The sequence below is a fragment of the Mesorhizobium ciceri biovar biserrulae WSM1271 genome, from assembly GCF_000185905.1.
Taxonomy (GTDB): Bacteria; Pseudomonadota; Alphaproteobacteria; order Rhizobiales; family Rhizobiaceae; genus Mesorhizobium; species Mesorhizobium ciceri.
In genome coordinates this window covers 2519280-2538679 of the sequence record NC_014923.1, presented here as the reverse complement: position 1 = coordinate 2538679, position 19400 = coordinate 2519280, and the positions used below count along the sequence as shown (strand labels likewise).

Below are 19400 nucleotides of genomic sequence, written 5' to 3'. Positions count from 1 at the left end.
GTGACAACTTGAAGTCGTAGTGACGGCCGGAAGTCCTGGTCACGACTGGAGTCGTGGTGACGACCGGGGTTACACCCGTCGCGCGATTTGTCGGAATGGAAGCATACGGGGCCATATGCCATCATCTATGATCCGGCGCGGAATATGGGCGATCGGCGCTGCCGTGATCGTCGTCGCGCTGGTCGTTGCCGCTCTGCCGCTGATCGCCTCCACCCGTATCGTGCGCGATCGCATCGCCTGGGAAATGAGTGCGTGGAGCGGCTTCCGTGTCGCCATCGACGGTTCGCCGCGTATCGAGGTCTGGCCGACATTCCGCGCAATCCTGACCGATGTGACGCTGTCACAATGGACCGACACCGAGGCGCCGCCGGTGGTCGAGGCAGAACGGGTCGAGGTCGACCTTTCCGCCATGGCGGCCTTGCGCGGCGACGTGGCGTTTTCGACGGCGCGGCTGGTGCGGCCGACGATCCGGGTCCAGCGCACGCCTGCCGGCCTTTTCCTGCCCGCTGTCCCGACCGGCGGGCGCATCACGCGCTCCATCGACACGGCGCGCGGCCTGGTCAACGCCGACCCCGCCAAACCGGACCTCGACAAGCTGCCTACCGACACCTTCGGCACGGTCGAGTTTCGTGACGGCCGCATGGTAGCCTCCATCGGCGGCAAGGACGTCGAGATCCTGAGCAGCTTGAACGGTCAGGCAAATTGGGCGGCGATGAACAGCAATGCGACGCTGTCGGCAACCGGCATCTGGCGGGGCGAAAGCGTCGCGCTGGACGTCGCCTCGGCCAAACCGCTTGTGCTGTTTGCCGGCGGCACGGCGCCGCTGACACTGTCCTTCAAGGCGGCGCCCGCCACCTTCTCGTTCGACGGCACGGCCAGCATGTCTGAAAATACCTATTTCGACGGTCAAGCGAAGTTCTCGGCGCCCTCGCTGCGGCGTGTCCTGGAATGGTCGCAGGCCGGCATCGCTCCGGGTGCGGCGATCGGCTCGGTCAGCATTTCGAGCAAGATCACCGCGACCGGCGGGCGCGTCAAGTTCGACAACACGGCGATTGCACTCGACAACAATCCGGGGATGGGTGCGCTGGACCTCTCGCTTGGTGAAGCACAACCGGTGATCTCCGGCACGCTCGCCTTCGACACGCTCGACCTCAGATCGTTTCTGTCGGCCTTCACCCCGCTGGTGCCGACCGGAGGGGCGGGGCCTGGCGAAATCGACACAAGTTTCGCCGACAAGATCAATCTCGATCTCAGGCTGTCGGCGGCGCACGCCACGGCGGGGCCGATCCAGCTCGCCGACGTCGCCGCCACGGCCCAGGTCAAGGATGGTCTGTCCGTCTTCGACATCTCCGATGCCTCGGCCTTCGGCGGCAACATCCAGACCAGCCTTCGCTTCGATCGCAAGCCGGAAGGCTCGCAGGTCGAAATCCGCCTTCTGGCGTCCGACATCGACGGCGGTGCTTTCGGCACGGCGGCAGGGATGACGCGGCTGGTGCCGGTCGGCACGGGCACCGTCTCGGTGATCCTCAAGGGGCCGGGCAGAACCTGGGATTCCATCTTCGACAATGCCGACGGCTCGGTCTCGGCGACCTTCGGGCCGGGTGCGTTGAGCAAGCTCAACCTGCCGGCCTTCCTCAAACATACCGAACAGGGCGGCTTCTTCGCGCTCGACGATGTCTCCGACGGAACGTTGCCGATCGACGGTGCCGAGATCAAGGCAACCATTTCGAAGGGCGTGGCGCGAATCGACAAGGCCGAGGCCAATTCAGCGAAGTACAAGATCTGGCTGTCCGGCATCGCGTCCTACGCCGGGCGCGGACTGGCCTTGTCCGGCGGCGTCATTCAGCCGGATCAGGCGGCAACGCAGGCCAACGGCCAGCAAGGCCCCAACCAGTCGTCGTTCTTCGTCGGCGGAACCTGGAGCACGCCGTTCATTTCCCCGATCAGCCGCGGCGTTTCCGGGGAATAGGCCGCCACCGCGCCTCCTATCTTTCACCCGCGCTGCGCGGCCTGCTCGTCGAGCTGGCGCTGCACCTCACGCCGCTTGTTGGCAAGCGAGGCGATGATGACGCCGATCGCCACGACGGCGATCAGGATGGTGCAGGCGGCGTTGATTTCCGGCGTCACGCCGAGGCGAACCTGGCTGTAGATCTTCATCGGCAGCGTCGTCGCGCCCGGCCCCGAGGTGAAGCTGGCAATGACCAGATCGTCGAGCGAAAGCGTGAAAGCCAGCATCCAGCCGGAGACGATCGCCGGCATGATGACCGGCAATGTGATCTGGAAGAAGGTCTTCACCGGCGTTGCGCCAAGATCCATCGCGGCTTCTTCCAGCGAGCGGTCGAAAGTCATGAGGCGCGACTGCACGACCACGGCGACGAAGCACATGGTCAGCGTGATGTGGGCGAGCGTCACGGTGAGGAAGCCGCGGTCGAGCCCGACGGCGACGAAGAGCAGCAGCAGCGACAGGCCGGTAATGACTTCCGGCATGACCAGCGGCGCAAAGACCATGCCGGAAAACAGCACCCTGCCCTTGAAGCGCGTGTAGCGGGTCAAGGTGAGTGCCGCCAGGGTGCCCAGCACCGTCGCAACCGTGGCCGAGATCAGGCCAACACGCGCCGTCACCCAGGTCGCGTCCATGAGACCCTGGTTGTGGAACAGCGAGACGTACCATTTGGTCGAGAAACCGCCCCAGACCGTGACCAGTTTCGATTCGTTGAACGAGAAGACGATGAGCAGCACGATCGGCAGGTAGAGAAAGGCAAAGCCAAGCACGATCGAGGTGATGTTGAAGCGGCTCCAGGTGGCGTTCATGAGGTCACCTGTCCATTTCCTGAGCGCGCGCCTGAGCCCGCTGGAAGAGCATGATCGGCACGATCAGCAGCAACAGCAGGATGACGGCCACGGCCGACGATACCGGCCAGTCGCGATTGGCGAAGAACTCGTTCCACAACGTCTTGCCGATCATCAGCGTCTGCGATCCGCCGAGCAGATCGGGAATGACGAATTCGCCGACGGCCGGAATGAACACCAGCAGACAGCCGGCGATGACGCCGGGCAGCGACAGCGGGAAGGTGATTTTCCAGAACGCACTGGTCGGCGGGCAACCGAGATCCTTGGCCGCCTCGATCAGCGAATAGTCCATCTTCTCGAGCGCGGAATAGAGCGGCAGCACCATGAACGGCAGGTAGGAATAGACGATGCCGATGAAGATCGCCGTATAGGTGTTGAGGATGATCAGCGGCTGGTGGATGACGCCGGTGGCGAGCAGCAGCTGATTGAGCAGCCCTTCGGGCTTGAGAATGCCGATCCAGGCGTAGACGCGGATCAGGAACGAGGTCCAGAACGGCAGGATCACCAGCATCAGCAAGGTCGGGCGGATCGTCGCCGGCGCGCGCGCCATGCCGTAGGCGATGGGGTAGCCGACGAGCAATGTCAGGACCGTCGAGACCGCGGCGATGATGACGCTGGTCACATAGGCGTTGAAGTAGAGCGCGTCCTGCGTCAGCCAGGTGTAATTGTCGAGGCTGAGCTGTTTCAGCTGAGCCAGGAACCCTGAGATACCGCCGCTGAAATCGAGCGCCGGCGTATAGGGCGGAATGGCGATCGCCGTCTGCGACAGCGAGATCTTGAAGACGATGACGAACGGAATGAGGAAGAAGAACAGCAGCCAGACATACGGGATGATGATGACCAGTCGGCCAACGAAGGCAGCACCCAGCCTGGCAAGGATGGATTTGCCGGCATTGGATGCCGGAGAGGCTGATGCGGTGGTGACGGCGGCGCTCGACATGGTCGCCCCCTACCGCGTCAGCACGACGCCGGCGTCGGGCCGGAAGGAAACCCAGGCGCGGTCGTTCCAGCTCAACGGATCCTCGGTGATGCGGGCCGCGTTCATGGTGCTGGCGCGCACCACCTGGCCGTCGTCCAGCCTGACATGATAGACGGTCATGTCGCCGAGATAGGCAATGTCGTAGACCTCGCCCTCGATGGCGTTGACCGCCTCGGCCGGCTTCTTCGACGACACCTTGATCTTTTCGGGCCTGATGGCGAAGGTGACGGCCGTCCCGGCCCCGGCGGTGCCGGCATTGTCGGTGCGGATGGTGATGCCGTTGCCGGCGTCTATGCTGGCGCTGCCCGCCTCGCCACGCGCGATCTTGCCCTCGAACATGTTCACGTTGCCCACGAAGCCGGCGACGAAACGCGATCCCGGCGCCTCGTAAACTTCGGCCGGCGTTGCCACCTGCATCACCTCGCCCTTGTCGATGATGGCGATGCGATCGGCCATGGTCATCGCCTCTTCCTGGTCGTGGGTGACGACGACGAAGGTCAGGCCGAGATTCTGCTGCAGGTCCATCAGTTCGAACTGCGTCTCTTCGCGCAGCTTCTTGTCCAACGCGCCGAGCGGCTCGTCGAGCAGCAGCACCTTCGGCCGCTTGGCGACCGAGCGGGCGAGCGCGACGCGCTGGCGCTGGCCGCCGGACAGTTGATGCGGCTTGCGCTTGGCGAACTGCTCGAGCTTGACCAGCTTCAGCATCTCGGCAACGCGCGATGCGATTTCGGGCTTCGGCATGCCATCCTGCTTGAGGCCGAAGGCGATGTTGTTCTCGACCGTCATATGCGGGAACAGCGCATAGGACTGGAACATCATGTTGACCGGCCGCCGGTAGGGCGGGATGCCGCGCAGATCCTGGCCATCGAGCAGAATGCGGCCGGCTGTCGGCTCCTCGAAGCCGGCGAGCATCCTGAGCAGCGTCGACTTTCCACAACCGGAAGCACCGAGCAGCGCGAAGAACTCGCGCTCGAAGATGGTCAGAGACAGATTGTTGACGGCGGTGAAGTCACCGAACTTCTTGGTGACGTTGTCGAACTGGATGTACGGCTTGGCGTTCGGGTCGTTCCACGGTGCAAAATCCCTGCGGATGCTGCCAAGCGATTTCATGTCCCACTCCGTCCTGATTTTCTTGCTTCTTGCCCCAGGTAAAAACGGTCCCGGCAGGTGACTGCCGGGACCGTGTCGGATTGCTTACTGGCCGGTGACGATCTTGGTCCAGGTGCGCGTGATGACGCGCTGTGTCTTGGGATCGTATGGCGAGACGGTGTAGAGCTTCTTTATGGTCTCGGCATCTGGATAAACCGAAGGATCCTCCAACAGTGCCTTGTCGACGAATTGCTGCGAAGCCTTGTTGCCGTTTGCGTAGAGCACGTAGTTCGACGACTTGGCGATAACTTCCGGCTTCATCATGTAGTTGATGAACTCGAGCGCCTCCGCGACATGCGGCGCGTCGGCAGGGATCGCCATCTGGTCGAACCACATCTGCGCACCCTCCTTCGGCACGGAATAGCCGATCTCGACGCCCTGCTTGGCCTCGACCGCGCGATTGCGGGCCTGGAACACGTCACCCGACCAGCCGACGGCCAGGCAGATATCGCCGTTGGCGAGCGCGTTGATGTATTCGGAGGAATGGAACTTCCTGATATAAGGTCGGACCTTGAGCAAGGTCTCCTCGGCCTTGGCGATATCGTCGGGCGATGTGCTGTTCGGGTCGAGGCCGAGATATTTCAGTGCAGCCGGAATGATGTCGGCCGGCGAGTCCAGCACGTAGACGCCGCAGTCCTTCAGTTTGGCCAGGCTGTCGGGATTGAAGAAGACATCCCAGCTGTCGATCTTGTCGGTGCCGAGCGCCGCCTGCACCTTCTTGATGTTGTAGCCGATGCCGACCGTGCCCCACATGTAGTTGACCGAGTATTCGTTGCCGGGGTCGTACTTGGCCGTGCGTTCCGAAACCGTATCCCACATGTTGGAAATGTTGGGCAGCTTCGACTTGTCGAGCTTCTGGAACACGCCGGCCTGGATCTGGCGCGCAAGGAAATTGCCGCTGGGCACGACGACGTCATAGCCGCTGCCGCCGGCAAGCAGCTTGGTCTCAAGGATTTCGTTGGAATCGAAGGTATCATAGACGACCTTGATGCCGGTTTCCTTGGTGAAATCGTCGATGATCGAACTGTCGATGTAGTCCGACCAGTTGAAGACGTTGACGACACGATCTTCGGCGTGACCGCCGACGGTGAAAAATGTCAGGAATGCCGACGTTGCCGAAAGCCAGAGCGCTTTGCGGATCATGCTATTCTCCTTTGATGAGTGTTCCTTCACCGGCTCGTCGCGACATCAGCGCGACCGGCATTTTCTTCAGACTATTGAGCTTTCCAAGGGGCGACAAGCGCGAACTGCCGAGACCATGCAGGCGGTTCGATGAGATGGTTGGATGCCCCTGAGGCGGCCTGGGAGGCGCGCCAATACCGTCAGAGGCTTTCGCCATGGCGCGGGCAGAGATACGACGATATGGTCCGGTCCCGATCGGACCGGCTGGGAGACTTGGCAAGATACGCCTGTCTTGTTGTTGCCGTATTCCCAGCCTGCCCGTGCCGCAGCGACGTTGTCAATGGCAAAGCTGCAGGCCGCTTCAATTAGGTGACGGCACCCCGGTGACCCCTGCGCGTTCGGGCCTTGCCTGGCGCTTGAATTCGAGCCCGATATGGACGAGCAGCGCCGTGACCACAACCGCGCCGCCGATGATGGTGCGCCCCGACGGCACCTCGGAATGAATGAGCCAGACCCATATCGGGCCGAGGATCGGCTCGAACGTGCCGAGCAGCGCCGCGATGGCCGCCGGGATCAGTCGCGCGCCGGTGGCGAAGAAGGCCAGGCCGAGGCCGAGATTGACCACGCCGAAGGCAAACAGAAAGCCCATGTCACTGACAGATACGGCGAGGGTCGATGCCTGCGAGACGGCAAAGCCGGCCGCGAGCATGGTGCCGAGGCACGTCGCCGGCGTCATGCGCACGCCGGAGAACCGCCGGGTGATGACGGTGGCGACCGAAAACATGACCGCGATCAACAGCGCCAGCCCATCGCCTATGGGCGAGACGGCGCCATCGAGCGATTCCGACACCATGATGGCGACGCCGGTGATGACGGCGGCGATTGCCACCCAGGTCGCGACACCAACCCTTTCGCGAAACAATGCCCAGGCAAACAGCGCCGCCAGCAACGGCACGCCTGCCTGCATCAAAAGGATGTTAGCGACGGTGGTGTAGGCGAGCGCCACGACGAAGGCGGTCGATGCCGTGGCAAAGCAGATCCCGACGGCAAGGCCGGGCAACCCCATGTCACGGAACAGCTTCAGCATGCCACGCCAGCCGTCACGCCAAACCATGAAGCAGACCAGGAAGGCGGCTGCCCACACGGATCGCCAGAAAATGACCGTCCAGCTGTCACCGACAGTGATGAAGCGGGCGATGGCGCCGCCGAAACTCCACATCAGCGCCGACAGGAAGACCAAAAGCATGCCGACGCGCTCCTCGCGCGGCGAGACGGCTGGCGATGCGACGATCGGCGATGCGGTATCGATCATGGCTGCCACTGTCGGGCTCTTGTGGACGGGACGATGCGCAAGGGACGACAAAAAGATGCTCTGTTGGCGTAACGCAAAGGCGCAGGCCGGAACTGAGCCAGCGGCCGCCGACAATTGTGGCACCTTGCTCCATTTCAGAAGAACACGGCGTCACTGAAAATCGAAAGCACTCAGGCCCGTCACCATCTCGTCGAGGCCGAGCGGGCGCGTCACCGGCGGTTCTGCCCGCGCCAGGCAGCCGACGCGTTCGCAAAGCCGGCAAGCAGGCCCGACCGGCGTCGCCGCGACGGTGCCGGCCTTTGCGGTGATTGCCGCACCGGGCAATGCCGCGCCATAGACGATGTCGTCACGAAAGCCGATGTCGCAACCGAGCAGCAGCGCGGTGCGGCGCGGGCGTTCCGAGAATGCGCCTTGCGGCCCTTCCAGCGTGCGGGCGATGCACAGGAACTCGGCGCCGTCGGGCATTTCCACTGCCTCGACGAAGACCTGGCCGGGCTGGGTGAAGGCGACATGCACGGGCAGCTTGGGACAGCCGCCGCCAAAGCGGCTTTGAGGAAAGCCCTGGCTGCCGGCCTTGCGGAAGCGGTTGCCGGCATTGTCGACCTCCAGCATGAAAAACGGCACGCCCGAGGCACCCTGCCGCTGCAGCATGGTCAGCCGGTTGGCCGCCTGTTCGAAGGAGACCCCGAAGCGCGAACGCAGGACATCGATGTCGTAGCGGGCGCGCACGGCAGCCGCGTGAAAGGCCTGATAGGGCATCATCAGCGCATGCGCCGCATAACGGCCAAGTTCGAAGCGGGCCAGGCGGCGCGCCTCGTCGGTGCTCAGCTTGAGCGCCTGGATCTCGCCGGCGACCGCGACCGTCATGCGGATCAGGCAGGCCTCCATCGCGACTTCGCGCAACTGGTCGAACGGCGACAGGCGTTCGGACAGGAACAGGCGCTGCGAATGACGATCGTAACGGCGGCGCCAGTTCGGCATGGTCGCGACCGGCAGCACCTTGACCACGATGCCATATTCGCGCTTCAGCCAGGCCTTCAGCGCGCCGAACAGATCGTCGCCGGGATCGAGCACCGAGGTGAACGCCGCGGCCTCCTCCTCGAGGGCAGCGAAATGGTTCGGCCGGCGCTCGAAAATCTCGTGCACCTCGTCGATCGGCAGGCGGGCGCCGGAAAGCGCCGTCGCCCGACCCTCGCGTGCCAGCAATTCGTTGAGGTCGGACAGGCGCTCGGCCTGCTCGCGATAGGCGCGGAACAGCTTTATCACGGCCGCGGACGCATTGGGCGCCGCCTCGGCAAGCTCGATCAGTTCCTGATCACCCGGCAACTCGCCGACCAGCAGGGGATCGGTGAACACTTCCTTCAACGCAGCGACAGATCCCCTCGCCTCGCCCTGCAGCTCGTGTGGATCGACCTTGTAGACGGAGGCCAGCCTGAGGATCAGCTGCACCGTCAGCGGCCGCTGGTTGCGCTCGATCAGATTGAGGTAGGACGGCGAAATGCCGAGACCCTCGGCCATCGCCGTCTGGGTCAGGCCCTTGGCGTTACGAATGCGGCGGATGCGCGGCCCGGCGAAGATCTTCTGGTCAGCCACGGACTGTCCTTTACAGCAATTTACACGAATTTCCTGGGCACGGGCCTTTTACAATATGACAAATTTACAACGCACTTCTGTCAAACGCAACACAGGTTTTCTCTTATATCCTCTCAGTTTACCTGTTTTTTGTGGCTGATTTCGCGCAGAAATGTAAATCCAGTCATACCCAACTACCCCCACATGATTGACGCCTTGACACAGATCAGCAATTCCTCGGAGTGACCAATGACTGATTTTTACAACCTCGTCCCATCGGCGCCGGAAGGTCGCTTCGACGGTATCGAACGACCCTACTCGGCGGCGGATGTGAAGCGTCTGCGCGGTTCGGTGCAGATCCGCCAGAGCCTTGCCGAAATGGGCGCCAATCGGCTGTGGAAGCTCATCCACGAGGAGGACTTCGTCAACGCGCTCGGCGCCATGTCCGGCAATCAGGCGATGCAGCAGGTGCGCGCCGGGCTGAAGGCGATCTACCTGTCGGGCTGGCAGGTTGCCGCCGACGCCAACACGGCTGGCGCGATGTATCCGGACCAGTCGCTCTACCCGGCCAATGCGGCGCCTGAACTGGTCAAGCGCATCAACCGGACGCTGCAGCGCGCCGACCAGATCGAGACCTCCGAAGGCAATGGGCTTTCGGTCGAAACCTGGTTCGCGCCGATCGTTGCCGACGCCGAAGCCGGCTTCGGCGGGCCGCTCAACGCCTTCGAAATCATGAAAGCCTTCATCGAGGCGGGCGCCGCCGGCGTCCACTATGAGGACCAGTTGGCGTCGGAAAAGAAATGCGGCCATCTCGGCGGCAAGGTGCTGATCCCGACTGCGGCGCACATCCGCAACCTCAACGCCGCGCGCCTGGCGGCGGACGTGATGGGCACGCCGACCCTGGTCGTCGCGCGCACCGATGCGGAAGCCGCCAAGCTGCTCACCTCCGACGTCGACGAGCGCGACCAGCCTTTCGTCGACTACGACGCCGGGCGCACGATTGAGGGTTTCTATCATGTCAGGAACGGCATCGAGCCCTGCATTGCCCGCGCCATCGCCTATGCGCCTTACGCGGATCTGATCTGGTGCGAGACCTCGAAGCCGGACCTGGCACAGGCCAGGAAATTCGCCGACGGCGTGCGCAAGCACCATCCCGACAAGCTGCTCGCCTACAATTGCTCGCCGTCGTTCAACTGGAAGAAGAACCTCGACGACGCGACGATTGCCAAGTTCCAGAAGGAGCTCGGCGCCATGGGCTACAAGTTCCAGTTCATCACGCTCGCCGGCTTTCACCAGCTCAACTACGGCATGTTCGAATTGGCGCGCGGCTACAAGGCGCGGCAGATGGCGGCCTATTCCGAGTTGCAGGAAGCGGAGTTCGCGGCCGAGGCCGATGGCTACACCGCGACCAAGCATCAGCGCGAGGTCGGCACCGGCTATTTCGACGCCGTGTCGATGGCGATCACCGGCGGCCAGTCGTCGACCACCGCCATGCATGAATCGACGGAGCACGCGCAGTTCAAACCGGCCGCCGAATAGCGAACAGAAAAACTCAGAGGAAACGCCCGACAGGGCTTGGGCCACAAGGAGAAAACCAATGGCATCGATAAGCCGCGTCAAGGAACGCGCCGAGGAACAGTCGACGACGATGAGCGTCGACCAGCAGGCGACGATCCGCATGCTGGCCAACGACCTGCACCGCCTCAACCAGTCGGTTATGAAGGCGGTCGAGGCGGGCGTCTCGGTGGAACTCGTGCGCTCGGCACGACATCACGGCGGCGACGGCAACTGGGGCGATCTGCTGATCCCGGTGATCGTCACGCAGCAGAGCCACGGCTGACTGAAATTCATGCAACCGACCCTTCACCTGCGCAGCCCCTGCGCAGGTGAATTTTCTTTTTATGAAATGCACGTGTGGACAGTCGAGTACAGTAGCGTTGCTTGAAATTCACTGTCCCGGCGATGATTTCGGGCACTTTTATTTCAACTTGACATAGGCTGCGATCTCACGCCAATTGCGCTCCGGATTCAACTCTGCATTGAAATAGGGGCGAGCTTCTTGGCTGACTTGTGTGCCCGGTGAATCGCGAAGGCGAGACTCCAAGACATCCGAATCTGGTGACCCGCGGCTCAACCACCGAGGCGATCCGTGATCCGTCGCAGGTGCTTGTCGTCGGCAGGTCGCCAATCAATCGCGTGGTGATTTCAAAGATCGTCGAGCGATCCGGGCTCAAGCCGATTTCGGAATCTCCCGACACGGCGGCAAGGATCTTGCGGTCGCTCATTCCCGGCGCGGTTGTCCTTGACGGCGGCGCCGACAACAAGGACTGCGACAATCTGATGTCCAGCATCGACGCGTTGCGCCGCGCCTCGGGCAAATCGCTGCCACCGGTAATCCTGCTGTCAACCAAGAATGGCACCACGGAAAGCCTGGGCCTGTCTGGTGTCATCGACGTGGTGATCGCCAAGCCGATCACGCCCGAACGGTTGCAACCGGTGATCGATCGCCTGATCGGCCGCTGAGGCAATTGCGGGAAAGTGTGTAGCGGTTTTTCCGTCCGGAATCGAAACCAGGTAAGGCCGGGCGACCACGGATCGCCCGGCGATCAGGGATCGATGATGCTTTCGATCAGTCCGGGCAGTTGTCCGAGATCGGATATCTGGCGGAACCTCGATTCGGTTACCGGCGCTTCGACATGCTCCAGCACCCAGGTCAGTTCATGCGGCACATGAACACCCCAGCCGCCGGCCTCGATGGCCGGCACCACATCCGACTTCAGCGAGTTGCCGACCATCATGCTTTTCGCCGGACCATCGCCGTGGCGCTTGAAGAGCCTGCTATAGGTGGCTGCATTCTTGTCGCTGACGATCTCGACCGCGTCGAACAGATCGCCAAGGCCTGAGCCAGCCAGCTTGCGCTCCTGGTCGAAGAGGTCGCCCTTGGTGATCAGCACGAGGCGGAATGCGCCGGCAAGCTTTTCGACCGTCTCGCGGGCGTGCGGCAAGGCCTCGATCGGATGGCTCAGCATCTCGCGGCCAGCATCGAGAATCTCCGCTATGACCGAGCCCGGCACGCGGCCTTGCGTGACCTCGATCGCCGTTTCGATCATCGACAGGGTAAATCCCTTGATGCCGAAGCCATAGACAGCGAGGTTGCGCCTTTCTGCCTCCAGCAATCGTGCCGAGATGTGCTCCGCTTCGCCATGGTCGACGAGCATGGCGGCAAAGCGCTTTTCCGTCAGCCGGAAGAACTGCTCGTTCTGCCACAACGTGTCGTCGGCGTCGAAGCCGATCGTCGTCAGTTTGTCATTGCGCCGCATTGAACGCCTCGATTGGAATTGGGACGGCCGAAACTAAGCCGATTGGCGTGATTTTCAACCGCACCGGGCAATGCCCGACGCGGCTCCCCTTCCCTTCCATAGGAGGGCACGGCTATACTCCACAATCCGCAACCCAATCTGGTGAATGATGCCGCCTGCAAAAAAGGAAGTCCGTCCGTCGAGCCGCGGAGGACGCGCCCGCACGCCTGCCTTCGTGAAAAACCAACGAGGCGTCAAGAACTGGAAGGAAGTCAGCGCCTGGCTGGAATGGCGCGGCATCGAGGACATCGAGTGCATCACGCCAGATCAGGCAGGGGTCGCGCGTGGCAAGATGATGCCATCGAAGAAATTCACCTCCAACACCTCGCTGGCGCTGCCGTCGGCAGTCTTCATGACGACGATATCCGGCGGCTACCCCGAGGATGGCAACGGCTTCCACTACCCCGAAGACGACGGCGACCTCAAACTGATGCCCGACCTGTCGACGCTGACGGTGGTGCCCTGGGAAGAAGACCCGACGGCAGCGGTCATCTGCGACCTCGTCCACCAGGACGGACGCTCGGTCGAGTTCACGCCGCGCAACGTGTTGAAGCGTGTGGTGGCCGCCTATGACAAGCTCGGCCTGAAGCCTGTGGTGGCGCCCGAGATCGAGTTCTACCTGGTGCGCAAGAATCCCGACCCGGACTATCCGCTGACCCCGCCGGTTGGCCGGTCGGGACGCGCGATCGGCGGCGGCGCCGGCTATTCGATCGCCGGCGTCAACGAATTCGACGAACTGATCGACGACATCTACCATTTCTCCGAAAGCCAGGGCCTGGAGATCGATACGCTGATCCACGAGGAAGGTGCCGGCCAGTTGGAGATCAATCTGCGCCATGGCGACCCGATCGAACTGGCCGACCAGGTGTTCATGTTCAAGCGCACCATTCGCGAGGCGGCGCTGAAGCACGAGATCTACGCCACCTTCATGGCCAAGCCGATCCAGGGGCAACCCGGCTCCGCGATGCACATCCATCAGTCGATCATCGACAAGAAGACCGGACAGAACATCTTTTCGGCCGCTGACGGCTCGGAAACCGACGATTTTTTCCACTTTATCGGCGGCATGCAGAAGCATGTGCCGAACGCGCTGGTGATGTTCGCGCCCTATGTCAATTCCTACCGCCGGCTGACACAGGCGGCGTCGGCGCCGGTCAACAACAAATGGGGCTATGACAACCGCACCACGGCGTTTCGCGTGCCACGCTCGGATCCGGCGGCACGGCGCGTCGAAAACCGCATCCCGTCCTCCGATGCCAATCCCTATCTGGCGCTGGCGGCATCGCTTGCCTGCGGGCTGATCGGCATCACCAACAAGATCAAGGCCGAGCCCCCGGTCCTGACAACGGCCAATGCCGACGAGATCGACCTGCCGCGCGGCCTGCTCGAAGCCGTCGACCTGTTCGAGGGCGACGAGGAACTCTGCGCTCATCTGGGCAAGTCGTTCGCCGCGACCTATGCGGCGATCAAGCGCGCGGAATTCGAGACCTTCATGGAAGTGATCAGTCCGTGGGAGCGGGAGTATTTGTTGCTGAATGTGTAGGGGAGTAGGGGAGTAGGGGAGTAGGGGAGTAGGGGAGTAGGGGAGTAGGGGAGTAGGGGAGTAGGGGAGTAGGGACGGATGACCGAAAAAACAGGGTCCTACAAGGACTTGCTGGTTTGGGAGCAGGCGATGGATCTTGCGGTGGCGGTCTACGGTGCTACGAAATCCTGGCCCAAAGAAGAACTTTATGGACTGACCAGCCAAGTGCGGCGCTCTGCAACGTCGGTGCCGGCGAACATAGCCGAGGGGTATGGCAGGGAAATTCGAGGCTCCTATCTGCAATTTCTCCGTATTGCCCAAGGATCATTGAAGGAACTGGAAACTCAGCTTCTGATTGCTGAACGTATTGGCATCGCGCCGAAAGCGACGTCCGGCCCATTGTTGGCGAGTACCGAAAGTGTGGGAAAGCTTCTTCGACTTCTCATCCGTAAACTTGCAGCCGAATAGCCTCCCCTACTCCCCTACTCCCCTATTCCCCTATTCCCCTATTCCCCTATTCCCCTACTCCCCTACTCCCCTACTCCCCTACTCCCCTACTCCCCTACTCCCCTACTCCCCTACTCCCCTACTCCCCTACTCCCCTACTCCCCTACTCCCCTACTCCCTGCGAGCATCATGCCCTACCAATCCCCGATCTCCCCCGGCCGTTCCTGGTATGAGGACACGGCCGGCCCGCGGCCTGAATACCCGGCGCTGGATGGCGACCGGACATGCGACGTCGTTGTCATCGGCGGCGGTTTTACCGGCCTGTCGGCGGCAGCGCATCTGGCCAAGGCGGGCGCCAATGTCGTTTTGATCGAGGCGTATCGCTTCGGTGATGGCGCCTCCGGGCGCAATGGTGGCCAACTTGGCACCGGCCAGCGCGCCTGGGCCGAGGACCTGGAAGCCGAGTACGGCTTGTCCCGCGCCAAGGCGCTGTTTGATCTTGCCGAAGAGGCGAAGGCGCATCTCCTCGAATTCACCGCCGCCAACCAGATCGATATCGACTATATGCCGGGCCAGCTCTCGGTGGCGCACAAGCCGCGCTATGTCGATGACTACAAGGCGCATGCCGAGATCATGGCGAGCCGTTTTTCCTACCCGCATATCTCGTTCATGGATGCCAGGGAGACGGCGGAGCGGCTGGGCTCGACCGCCTATTTCGGCGGCACGCGCGACACCGGCACAGGGCACATCCATCCGATGAAGCTGGTGATCGGCACGGCGCGGGTGGCAGCGCTTGCAGGCGCGCAGCTGTTCGAGGGGACTCAATCAACCGGCATCATGTCCAGTGGCGGCAAGGTCAAGGTTTCGACACCGAGAGGCACGGTGACGGCGCAGAAATGCCTGATCGCGGTCAACGCCTATGGCGGCACGCTCGAGCCGGTGAGTGCCGCGCACGTCATGCCGATCGGTTCCTTCATCGGCGCGACGGTGCCTCTGGGAGCGGACTCGAACGTTTTGCCGGGCGGCGAGGCGGTCGACGATTCCCGCTTCGTCGTGCGTTATTTCCGCAAATCGAAGGACGGGCGGCTGCTGTTTGGCGGACGCGAGGTCTATGGCGTCAACGATCCCCGGGATATCCACATCCACATCCGCCGCCAGATCGCGGAACTCTATCCGGCGCTCGGGGATGTCGAGATCACGCATGGCTGGGGCGGCTATGTCGGCATTACCGTGCCGAGAAAGCCTTTCGTGCGCGAAGTGATGCCCAATGTGATCTCGGCCGGCGGCTATTCCGGCCACGGTGTCATGCTGTCGAACTACTTCGGTAAACTCTATGCCGAAACCGTTGCCGGCAACCGCGACCGGCTGAAGCTGATCGAGGATCTGAAAATCCCGCCTTTCCCTGGCGGCCGGCGTTTCCGTACGCCGCTGCTGTTCCTGGCGCTCAACTGGTTTGCGCTGCGCGACAGGATCTAGCCGGCCGGCCTGATGTAATATTGTAATATTTGTTGTAACATTTGTTGCCCGTGCGACGCATTGCGCAATTTCCCGCAAAGGCGCAGAATCCTCTATGTTGGCGTACTGATGCCACAATCGCAGGCGAAAGCTGCCGGTTCTGGGCGATTGTTCGGGGATTGTTGCGGGCCTGCCCGCGTTGTTTTTGGGACCGATGCGGATCAGACGCCGGACTTCCGGCACCGATCGAAAGAACGTCGGCCCGCTTATGGAGGTGGCAAGAGTGAGAGAGCCCTTCAGTTTCGGTACGCCGGAACGTCGGCGCTTTGCCATGCAGTTCGGATACGACATGCGGCCGTCCTTCTGGCAGGAAGTCCGTTCGAACTCGCATCTGGTGATCGCCGCGATCGGCACCGCCGCGCTGCTTGGGGTCGCCGCCGTGGCGCTGTGGCTGGCGCTGCCGGCCAGCGACAGACAGGCGGCAGCGAGCCCCGAACAGACCATTCCAACGGTTCCGGTGAAGACGACGAAAATAACCCCGGTTGGGGCCGCGGTCGCTGCGGCAGCCGTGCCGCAGGCGCGCAAGTCCGACGCAATTCCAACAACTGTGGCGGCCGCGCAAGACAACATTCCCGCACTCGCCGCCAATGACCCGCGCTGGACCGGTTCCCAGCTGAAGGCCGCATCCGCGTCCGATTCGACTGCTCCCAGCCAGGTGGCGGACAAGGCACCCGACAAGCAAACGGCGGCATTCGCGCAGCCGGCAGCCGATACCGATGCCGCCACCGAACTTGCCAAGGTAGCCGCGCCCGGCGCAACCGCGGGCAACCATCCCGACGGCGCACAAACCGCCGCCATTCCCGAGGTGCAACCGCAAGTGCCGGCTCAAGAGCCAGCGGCAGAAGGTGATGACAGCCAGGCCAAGGCGAAGCCAAGGAAAGCCGCAGCCGCCGGAACAGGACGCATCCTGAGGGCCGTGACCATGCGAAGCGGCCCGAAGAAAAATGCCGCCGCCATCGGTACGGTGCCAGCCAAAACCTCGGTGCAGGTGATGAGCTGCAAGAAATGGTGCCAGATCACCTACAACGGCAAGACCGGCTGGATCTACAAGAGCTACATCAAGACCGGCGCCTGACGTCTACCGCCTTGGGTGAGGCACGCCCCTTGTCTTGGCGCCTATCGTTCCCAAAACCGCTGCAGTGCGGAGCAGGCTTGCTTGATCGCCCGAACGGCTTTCGAAGACATAGCCGGCGGAACCGACGATTGCCGACCCTCGCCGGCTGACGGAAACCTCGATCGTGAAGGCCTGCTCGGGTATCTTTGCACCTGCCGATGTTCCGGCCTTGACGAAGTTGGCCAGCGTGGGGCCGGCTCGACTTACGACCAGATCGCCGCGCCGCGAATTGACCGTGAATGTGCTGTAGAGATCAGGCAAGGAGATCGAGCGCAGCCTGGAAAAGTCCTGCAGCTCAGCGACGGATTCGAACGGTGCATGCTTGAAACCACCCACGACTTCGACTTTTTGCGTGGCAGCGGCCGCAAAGATGCTGGCGCCGCTGCGCGAATATTCGACCGCGATCGCAAGCCAGTTGGACATCTCCGGATCGACGCCAAGCGAGGCGAAACCCTGGGCAAGCAGATTGTGATCGGCGGCGTTGAGATCGATCAGGCCCGAATGCCCCTGCAATCGTGTCACGACAGTCAGCTCGCCGGCCAGGCAGGAGACGGGTTCGAAATTCAGCGGCAGTCCGATATCGGCGCCATCGCTCGACAGCCGCGCCGCCAGCACATTGGTCAGGCCTTCGCGAGCAGGCCGAACCGCTGGCTTTCGGTCTCATTCGAAGCGATCTTGAGCCGCGTCCAGGCGGTCAGGGCGAAGGTAGAGGTGATGGCGGAGACGATGAGGAGGAAGACAAGGACAGCGACGAGGGCGAAGCCGGAGGATTGGCACTCGCAAGAGGCCGATGAATCACGGGGATTTTCTTCGACCACAGTCCACCATCGAGAATAAAAGTGTGCTGTCACCCTACAATTGTTGTTTATCTTTCTTTAAATCATTCATCCCAAATCAATCTTAAATTTTTGTTTATTGGTATATATTGGTCAAATGTTAATCCATCAAAATCAAAAGTAATCGATTCATCTTTTGCTATTCCCCTTAATTTTGACCCAAAATAGGATAACGAGCTCATTACAACCTTAAACTCACTCAATCCAGTCAACTTTATTCTTGATGTTACTTTCCCGTTTCTTATGAAGATTGCCTCTGTTTCATATAAATCTTCTTCGCTTTTATTTTTATTGATTTTTGTTATTCCAAACTCAAATAAATCATCTGAGTTCAAAACTTCCAGCCTCTCCCGAAATAGAAATTTCATAGCTACATTTTCCATATTGGAAACGGCGGCAAGGGTTTCCCTGCCCTACAAGCGGCATATCTTTCACTGGCTATTGCCATACAAGCTGCATACCAATTTCTACCAGCTTTGGTTGTGCGCCCGCCACCACGCCCCGAGGATAGCAATTGGCACTGCGCCTCATCAGCGGCAAGCTGTTCCTCACAAGGGTCGTCATCCGGCGGCCCAGCTGGCGGCGGAGGCGGAGGCGTCGTACGCCGTTCCGACGGCATCGGGCAAGATTGTGGCCCTGGCTGCGGGGGCGGGGGACGTAAAACGCAGTCCAAGGGATTGCCACCCCAACACCACCATCGATTCCCTCCTGGACCTGGAACCCAATACAACCCGCTCGGATCCACCTTCATCAGCGGGCTGTTGCCGACATACGCCCACCTTGACGGCCCATTCGGCATACCGAGCGGATCGGGCTGCAGATAGCGCCCGATGGAAGCATCATAATGGCGGTGCCAATTGTAGGCGAGCCCCGTCTCGATCTGGAACTATTGGCCGGGGAAGCGCTGGTTGAGCGTCGCCGTGCCACTGATGCTACGCACCTCACCGTAAGGTAGATAGCTCGCCTGCCAGACGACATTGCGGCCCTGGTCGGTCATCATGACCGGCCGTTCGAGATGGTCAGTCAGCACGTAATAGAGCACCGGCGTGATGCCGGCGTCGGCGACCATCGCCAGCGGGCGGCCTTCGACCCAGATGTATTCGGTGACCAGCGCGCCGGACGCGTCATATTCGGCGATTACATTGCCGTCGAGGTCGTGCACCATGTGCAGCGTGGCCGACGAGGCGGCGATGGTGCGCGAGACCAGCCGCGACAGGTAGTCGTAGATGTAGGCGCCTGCCGTCGTGCCGTTCGTGGTGGCGCCCGAGAGCTGGCCGGCGGCATTGTAGCTGTAGGTCTTGGTGAGCTCCGGCGAGACGGTCGCGTCCTGCGTGACGTTGCCGGCAAGGTCCGACTGGAAGCCGCGGCTCGGTGCGCCGCCGGTGAGGATGCCGGTCAGCCGGCTGGAGCCGCCCTGAAGGCTGTAGGTATCGATAGAGGTGACGCCACCAATGGTTACGGTGCGCTGGGTGATGTTGCCGACACCGTCGATCGTATAGGTGAGGCTGCCCCACGGCCCATCGGCATTCTCGATGAAGCCGTTGGCCGTATAGGTGTAGGTCTCATTGTTGGCGGGGTTGATCCTCGATTGCCGTGAGATTGCGCTTGTCCTGGTATTGCAGC

19 protein-coding genes and 1 pseudogene are annotated in these 19400 nt (G+C 61.9%); 8 read left to right on the top strand and 12 right to left on the bottom strand.

Going from position 1 to position 19400, the window contains the following annotated elements; genetic code table 11:
• The first annotated feature begins 115 nt into the window (after positions 1 to 115).
• The gene (locus tag MESCI_RS12205; RefSeq protein ID WP_013530252.1) at positions 116 to 1969 is read left to right on the top strand and encodes an AsmA family protein; all 1854 of its coding nucleotides are present in this window, start codon (positions 116 to 118) and stop codon (positions 1967 to 1969) included.
• Between the two features lie 23 nt (positions 1970 to 1992).
• Here MESCI_RS12205 and MESCI_RS12200 read toward each other — a convergent pair whose 3' ends face one another.
• From MESCI_RS12200 to MESCI_RS12175, 6 genes are all read right to left on the bottom strand, one after another.
• The gene (locus MESCI_RS12200) at positions 1993 to 2811 is read right to left on the bottom strand and encodes an ABC transporter permease (protein WP_013530251.1); all 819 of its coding nucleotides are present in this window, start codon (positions 2809 to 2811) and stop codon (positions 1993 to 1995) included.
• A gap of 4 nt (positions 2812 to 2815) precedes the next feature.
• Positions 2816 to 3790, bottom strand: coding sequence for an ABC transporter permease subunit (locus MESCI_RS12195; RefSeq protein ID WP_013530250.1), 975 nt, complete (start codon positions 3788 to 3790; stop codon positions 2816 to 2818).
• 9 nt (positions 3791 to 3799) lie between these two features.
• Positions 3800 to 4939 carry an ABC transporter ATP-binding protein gene (locus tag MESCI_RS12190; RefSeq protein WP_013530249.1) on the bottom strand — a complete coding sequence of 380 codons (1140 nt, stop codon included), beginning with the start codon at positions 4937 to 4939 and terminating at the stop codon, positions 3800 to 3802.
• A gap of 84 nt (positions 4940 to 5023) precedes the next feature.
• Positions 5024 to 6121, bottom strand: coding sequence for a polyamine ABC transporter substrate-binding protein (locus MESCI_RS12185; RefSeq protein WP_013530248.1), 1098 nt, complete (start codon positions 6119 to 6121; stop codon positions 5024 to 5026).
• Between the two features lie 340 nt (positions 6122 to 6461).
• Positions 6462 to 7412 (bottom strand): DMT family transporter, encoded by a 951-nt coding sequence (locus tag MESCI_RS12180; protein WP_013530247.1) that lies wholly within the window; start codon positions 7410 to 7412, stop codon positions 6462 to 6464.
• A 150-nt stretch (positions 7413 to 7562) separates the two neighbouring features.
• Positions 7563 to 9005, bottom strand: coding sequence for a helix-turn-helix domain-containing protein (locus MESCI_RS12175; protein ID WP_013530246.1), 1443 nt, complete (start codon positions 9003 to 9005; stop codon positions 7563 to 7565).
• Between the two features lie 228 nt (positions 9006 to 9233).
• Between MESCI_RS12175 and aceA the strand changes: the two genes are divergently transcribed.
• From aceA to MESCI_RS12160, 3 genes are all read left to right on the top strand, one after another.
• Complete coding sequence (gene aceA / locus MESCI_RS12170) at positions 9234 to 10523, top strand: isocitrate lyase (RefSeq protein WP_013530245.1); 1290 nt, start codon at positions 9234 to 9236, stop codon at positions 10521 to 10523.
• 58 nt (positions 10524 to 10581) lie between these two features.
• Complete coding sequence (locus MESCI_RS12165; RefSeq protein WP_006202762.1) at positions 10582 to 10824, top strand: SMc00767 family acetate metabolism repressor; 243 nt, start codon at positions 10582 to 10584, stop codon at positions 10822 to 10824.
• A gap of 278 nt (positions 10825 to 11102) precedes the next feature.
• Positions 11103 to 11507, top strand: coding sequence for an ANTAR domain-containing protein (locus MESCI_RS12160; protein ID WP_224621462.1), 405 nt, complete (start codon positions 11103 to 11105; stop codon positions 11505 to 11507).
• An 83-nt stretch (positions 11508 to 11590) separates the two neighbouring features.
• Here the strand turns inward: MESCI_RS12160 and MESCI_RS12155 are convergent, their stop codons facing one another.
• Positions 11591 to 12304, bottom strand: a complete 714-nt coding sequence (locus MESCI_RS12155; RefSeq protein WP_013530243.1) for an HAD family hydrolase — start codon at positions 12302 to 12304, stop codon at positions 11591 to 11593.
• A 145-nt stretch (positions 12305 to 12449) separates the two neighbouring features.
• Between MESCI_RS12155 and MESCI_RS12150 the strand changes: the two genes are divergently transcribed.
• The 4 genes from MESCI_RS12150 (at position 12450) to MESCI_RS12135 (ending at position 16902) form a co-directional block, all read left to right on the top strand.
• Entirely contained in the window at positions 12450 to 13886 is a 1437-nt protein-coding gene (locus MESCI_RS12150) for a glutamine synthetase family protein (protein ID WP_027035719.1), read from the top strand.
• Between the two features lie 78 nt (positions 13887 to 13964).
• Positions 13965 to 14333, top strand: coding sequence for a four helix bundle protein (locus MESCI_RS12145; protein WP_013530241.1), 369 nt, complete (start codon positions 13965 to 13967; stop codon positions 14331 to 14333).
• Positions 14334 to 14501: 168 nt separating this feature from the next.
• A complete protein-coding gene (locus MESCI_RS12140; RefSeq protein WP_013530240.1) occupies positions 14502 to 15788 on the top strand; it encodes an NAD(P)/FAD-dependent oxidoreductase in 1287 nt (428 codons plus the stop codon).
• Between the two features lie 262 nt (positions 15789 to 16050).
• Positions 16051 to 16902, top strand: a complete 852-nt coding sequence (locus tag MESCI_RS12135; protein WP_027162286.1) for an SH3 domain-containing protein — start codon at positions 16051 to 16053, stop codon at positions 16900 to 16902.
• Positions 16903 to 16905: 3 nt separating this feature from the next.
• Here MESCI_RS12135 and MESCI_RS12130 read toward each other — a convergent pair whose 3' ends face one another.
• The 5 genes and pseudogenes from MESCI_RS12130 to MESCI_RS33415 all read right to left on the bottom strand — a co-directional run.
• Positions 16906 to 17556 (bottom strand): hypothetical protein, encoded by a 651-nt coding sequence (locus tag MESCI_RS12130; protein WP_164919889.1) that lies wholly within the window; start codon positions 17554 to 17556, stop codon positions 16906 to 16908.
• 5 nt (positions 17557 to 17561) lie between these two features.
• Positions 17562 to 17759, bottom strand: coding sequence for a hypothetical protein (locus tag MESCI_RS12125; protein WP_164919888.1), 198 nt, complete (start codon positions 17757 to 17759; stop codon positions 17562 to 17564).
• A gap of 62 nt (positions 17760 to 17821) precedes the next feature.
• Entirely contained in the window at positions 17822 to 18145 is a 324-nt protein-coding gene (locus MESCI_RS12120) for a hypothetical protein (protein WP_164919887.1), read from the bottom strand.
• A 2-nt stretch (positions 18146 to 18147) separates the two neighbouring features.
• The gene (locus tag MESCI_RS33255) at positions 18148 to 18657 is read right to left on the bottom strand and encodes an RHS repeat domain-containing protein (protein WP_210161360.1); all 510 of its coding nucleotides are present in this window, start codon (positions 18655 to 18657) and stop codon (positions 18148 to 18150) included.
• Between the two features lie 6 nt (positions 18658 to 18663).
• Positions 18664 to 19344 (bottom strand): annotated as a pseudogene (locus MESCI_RS33415) (hypothetical protein); the annotation flags it as partial.
• Positions 19345 to 19400 lie beyond the last annotated feature (56 nt).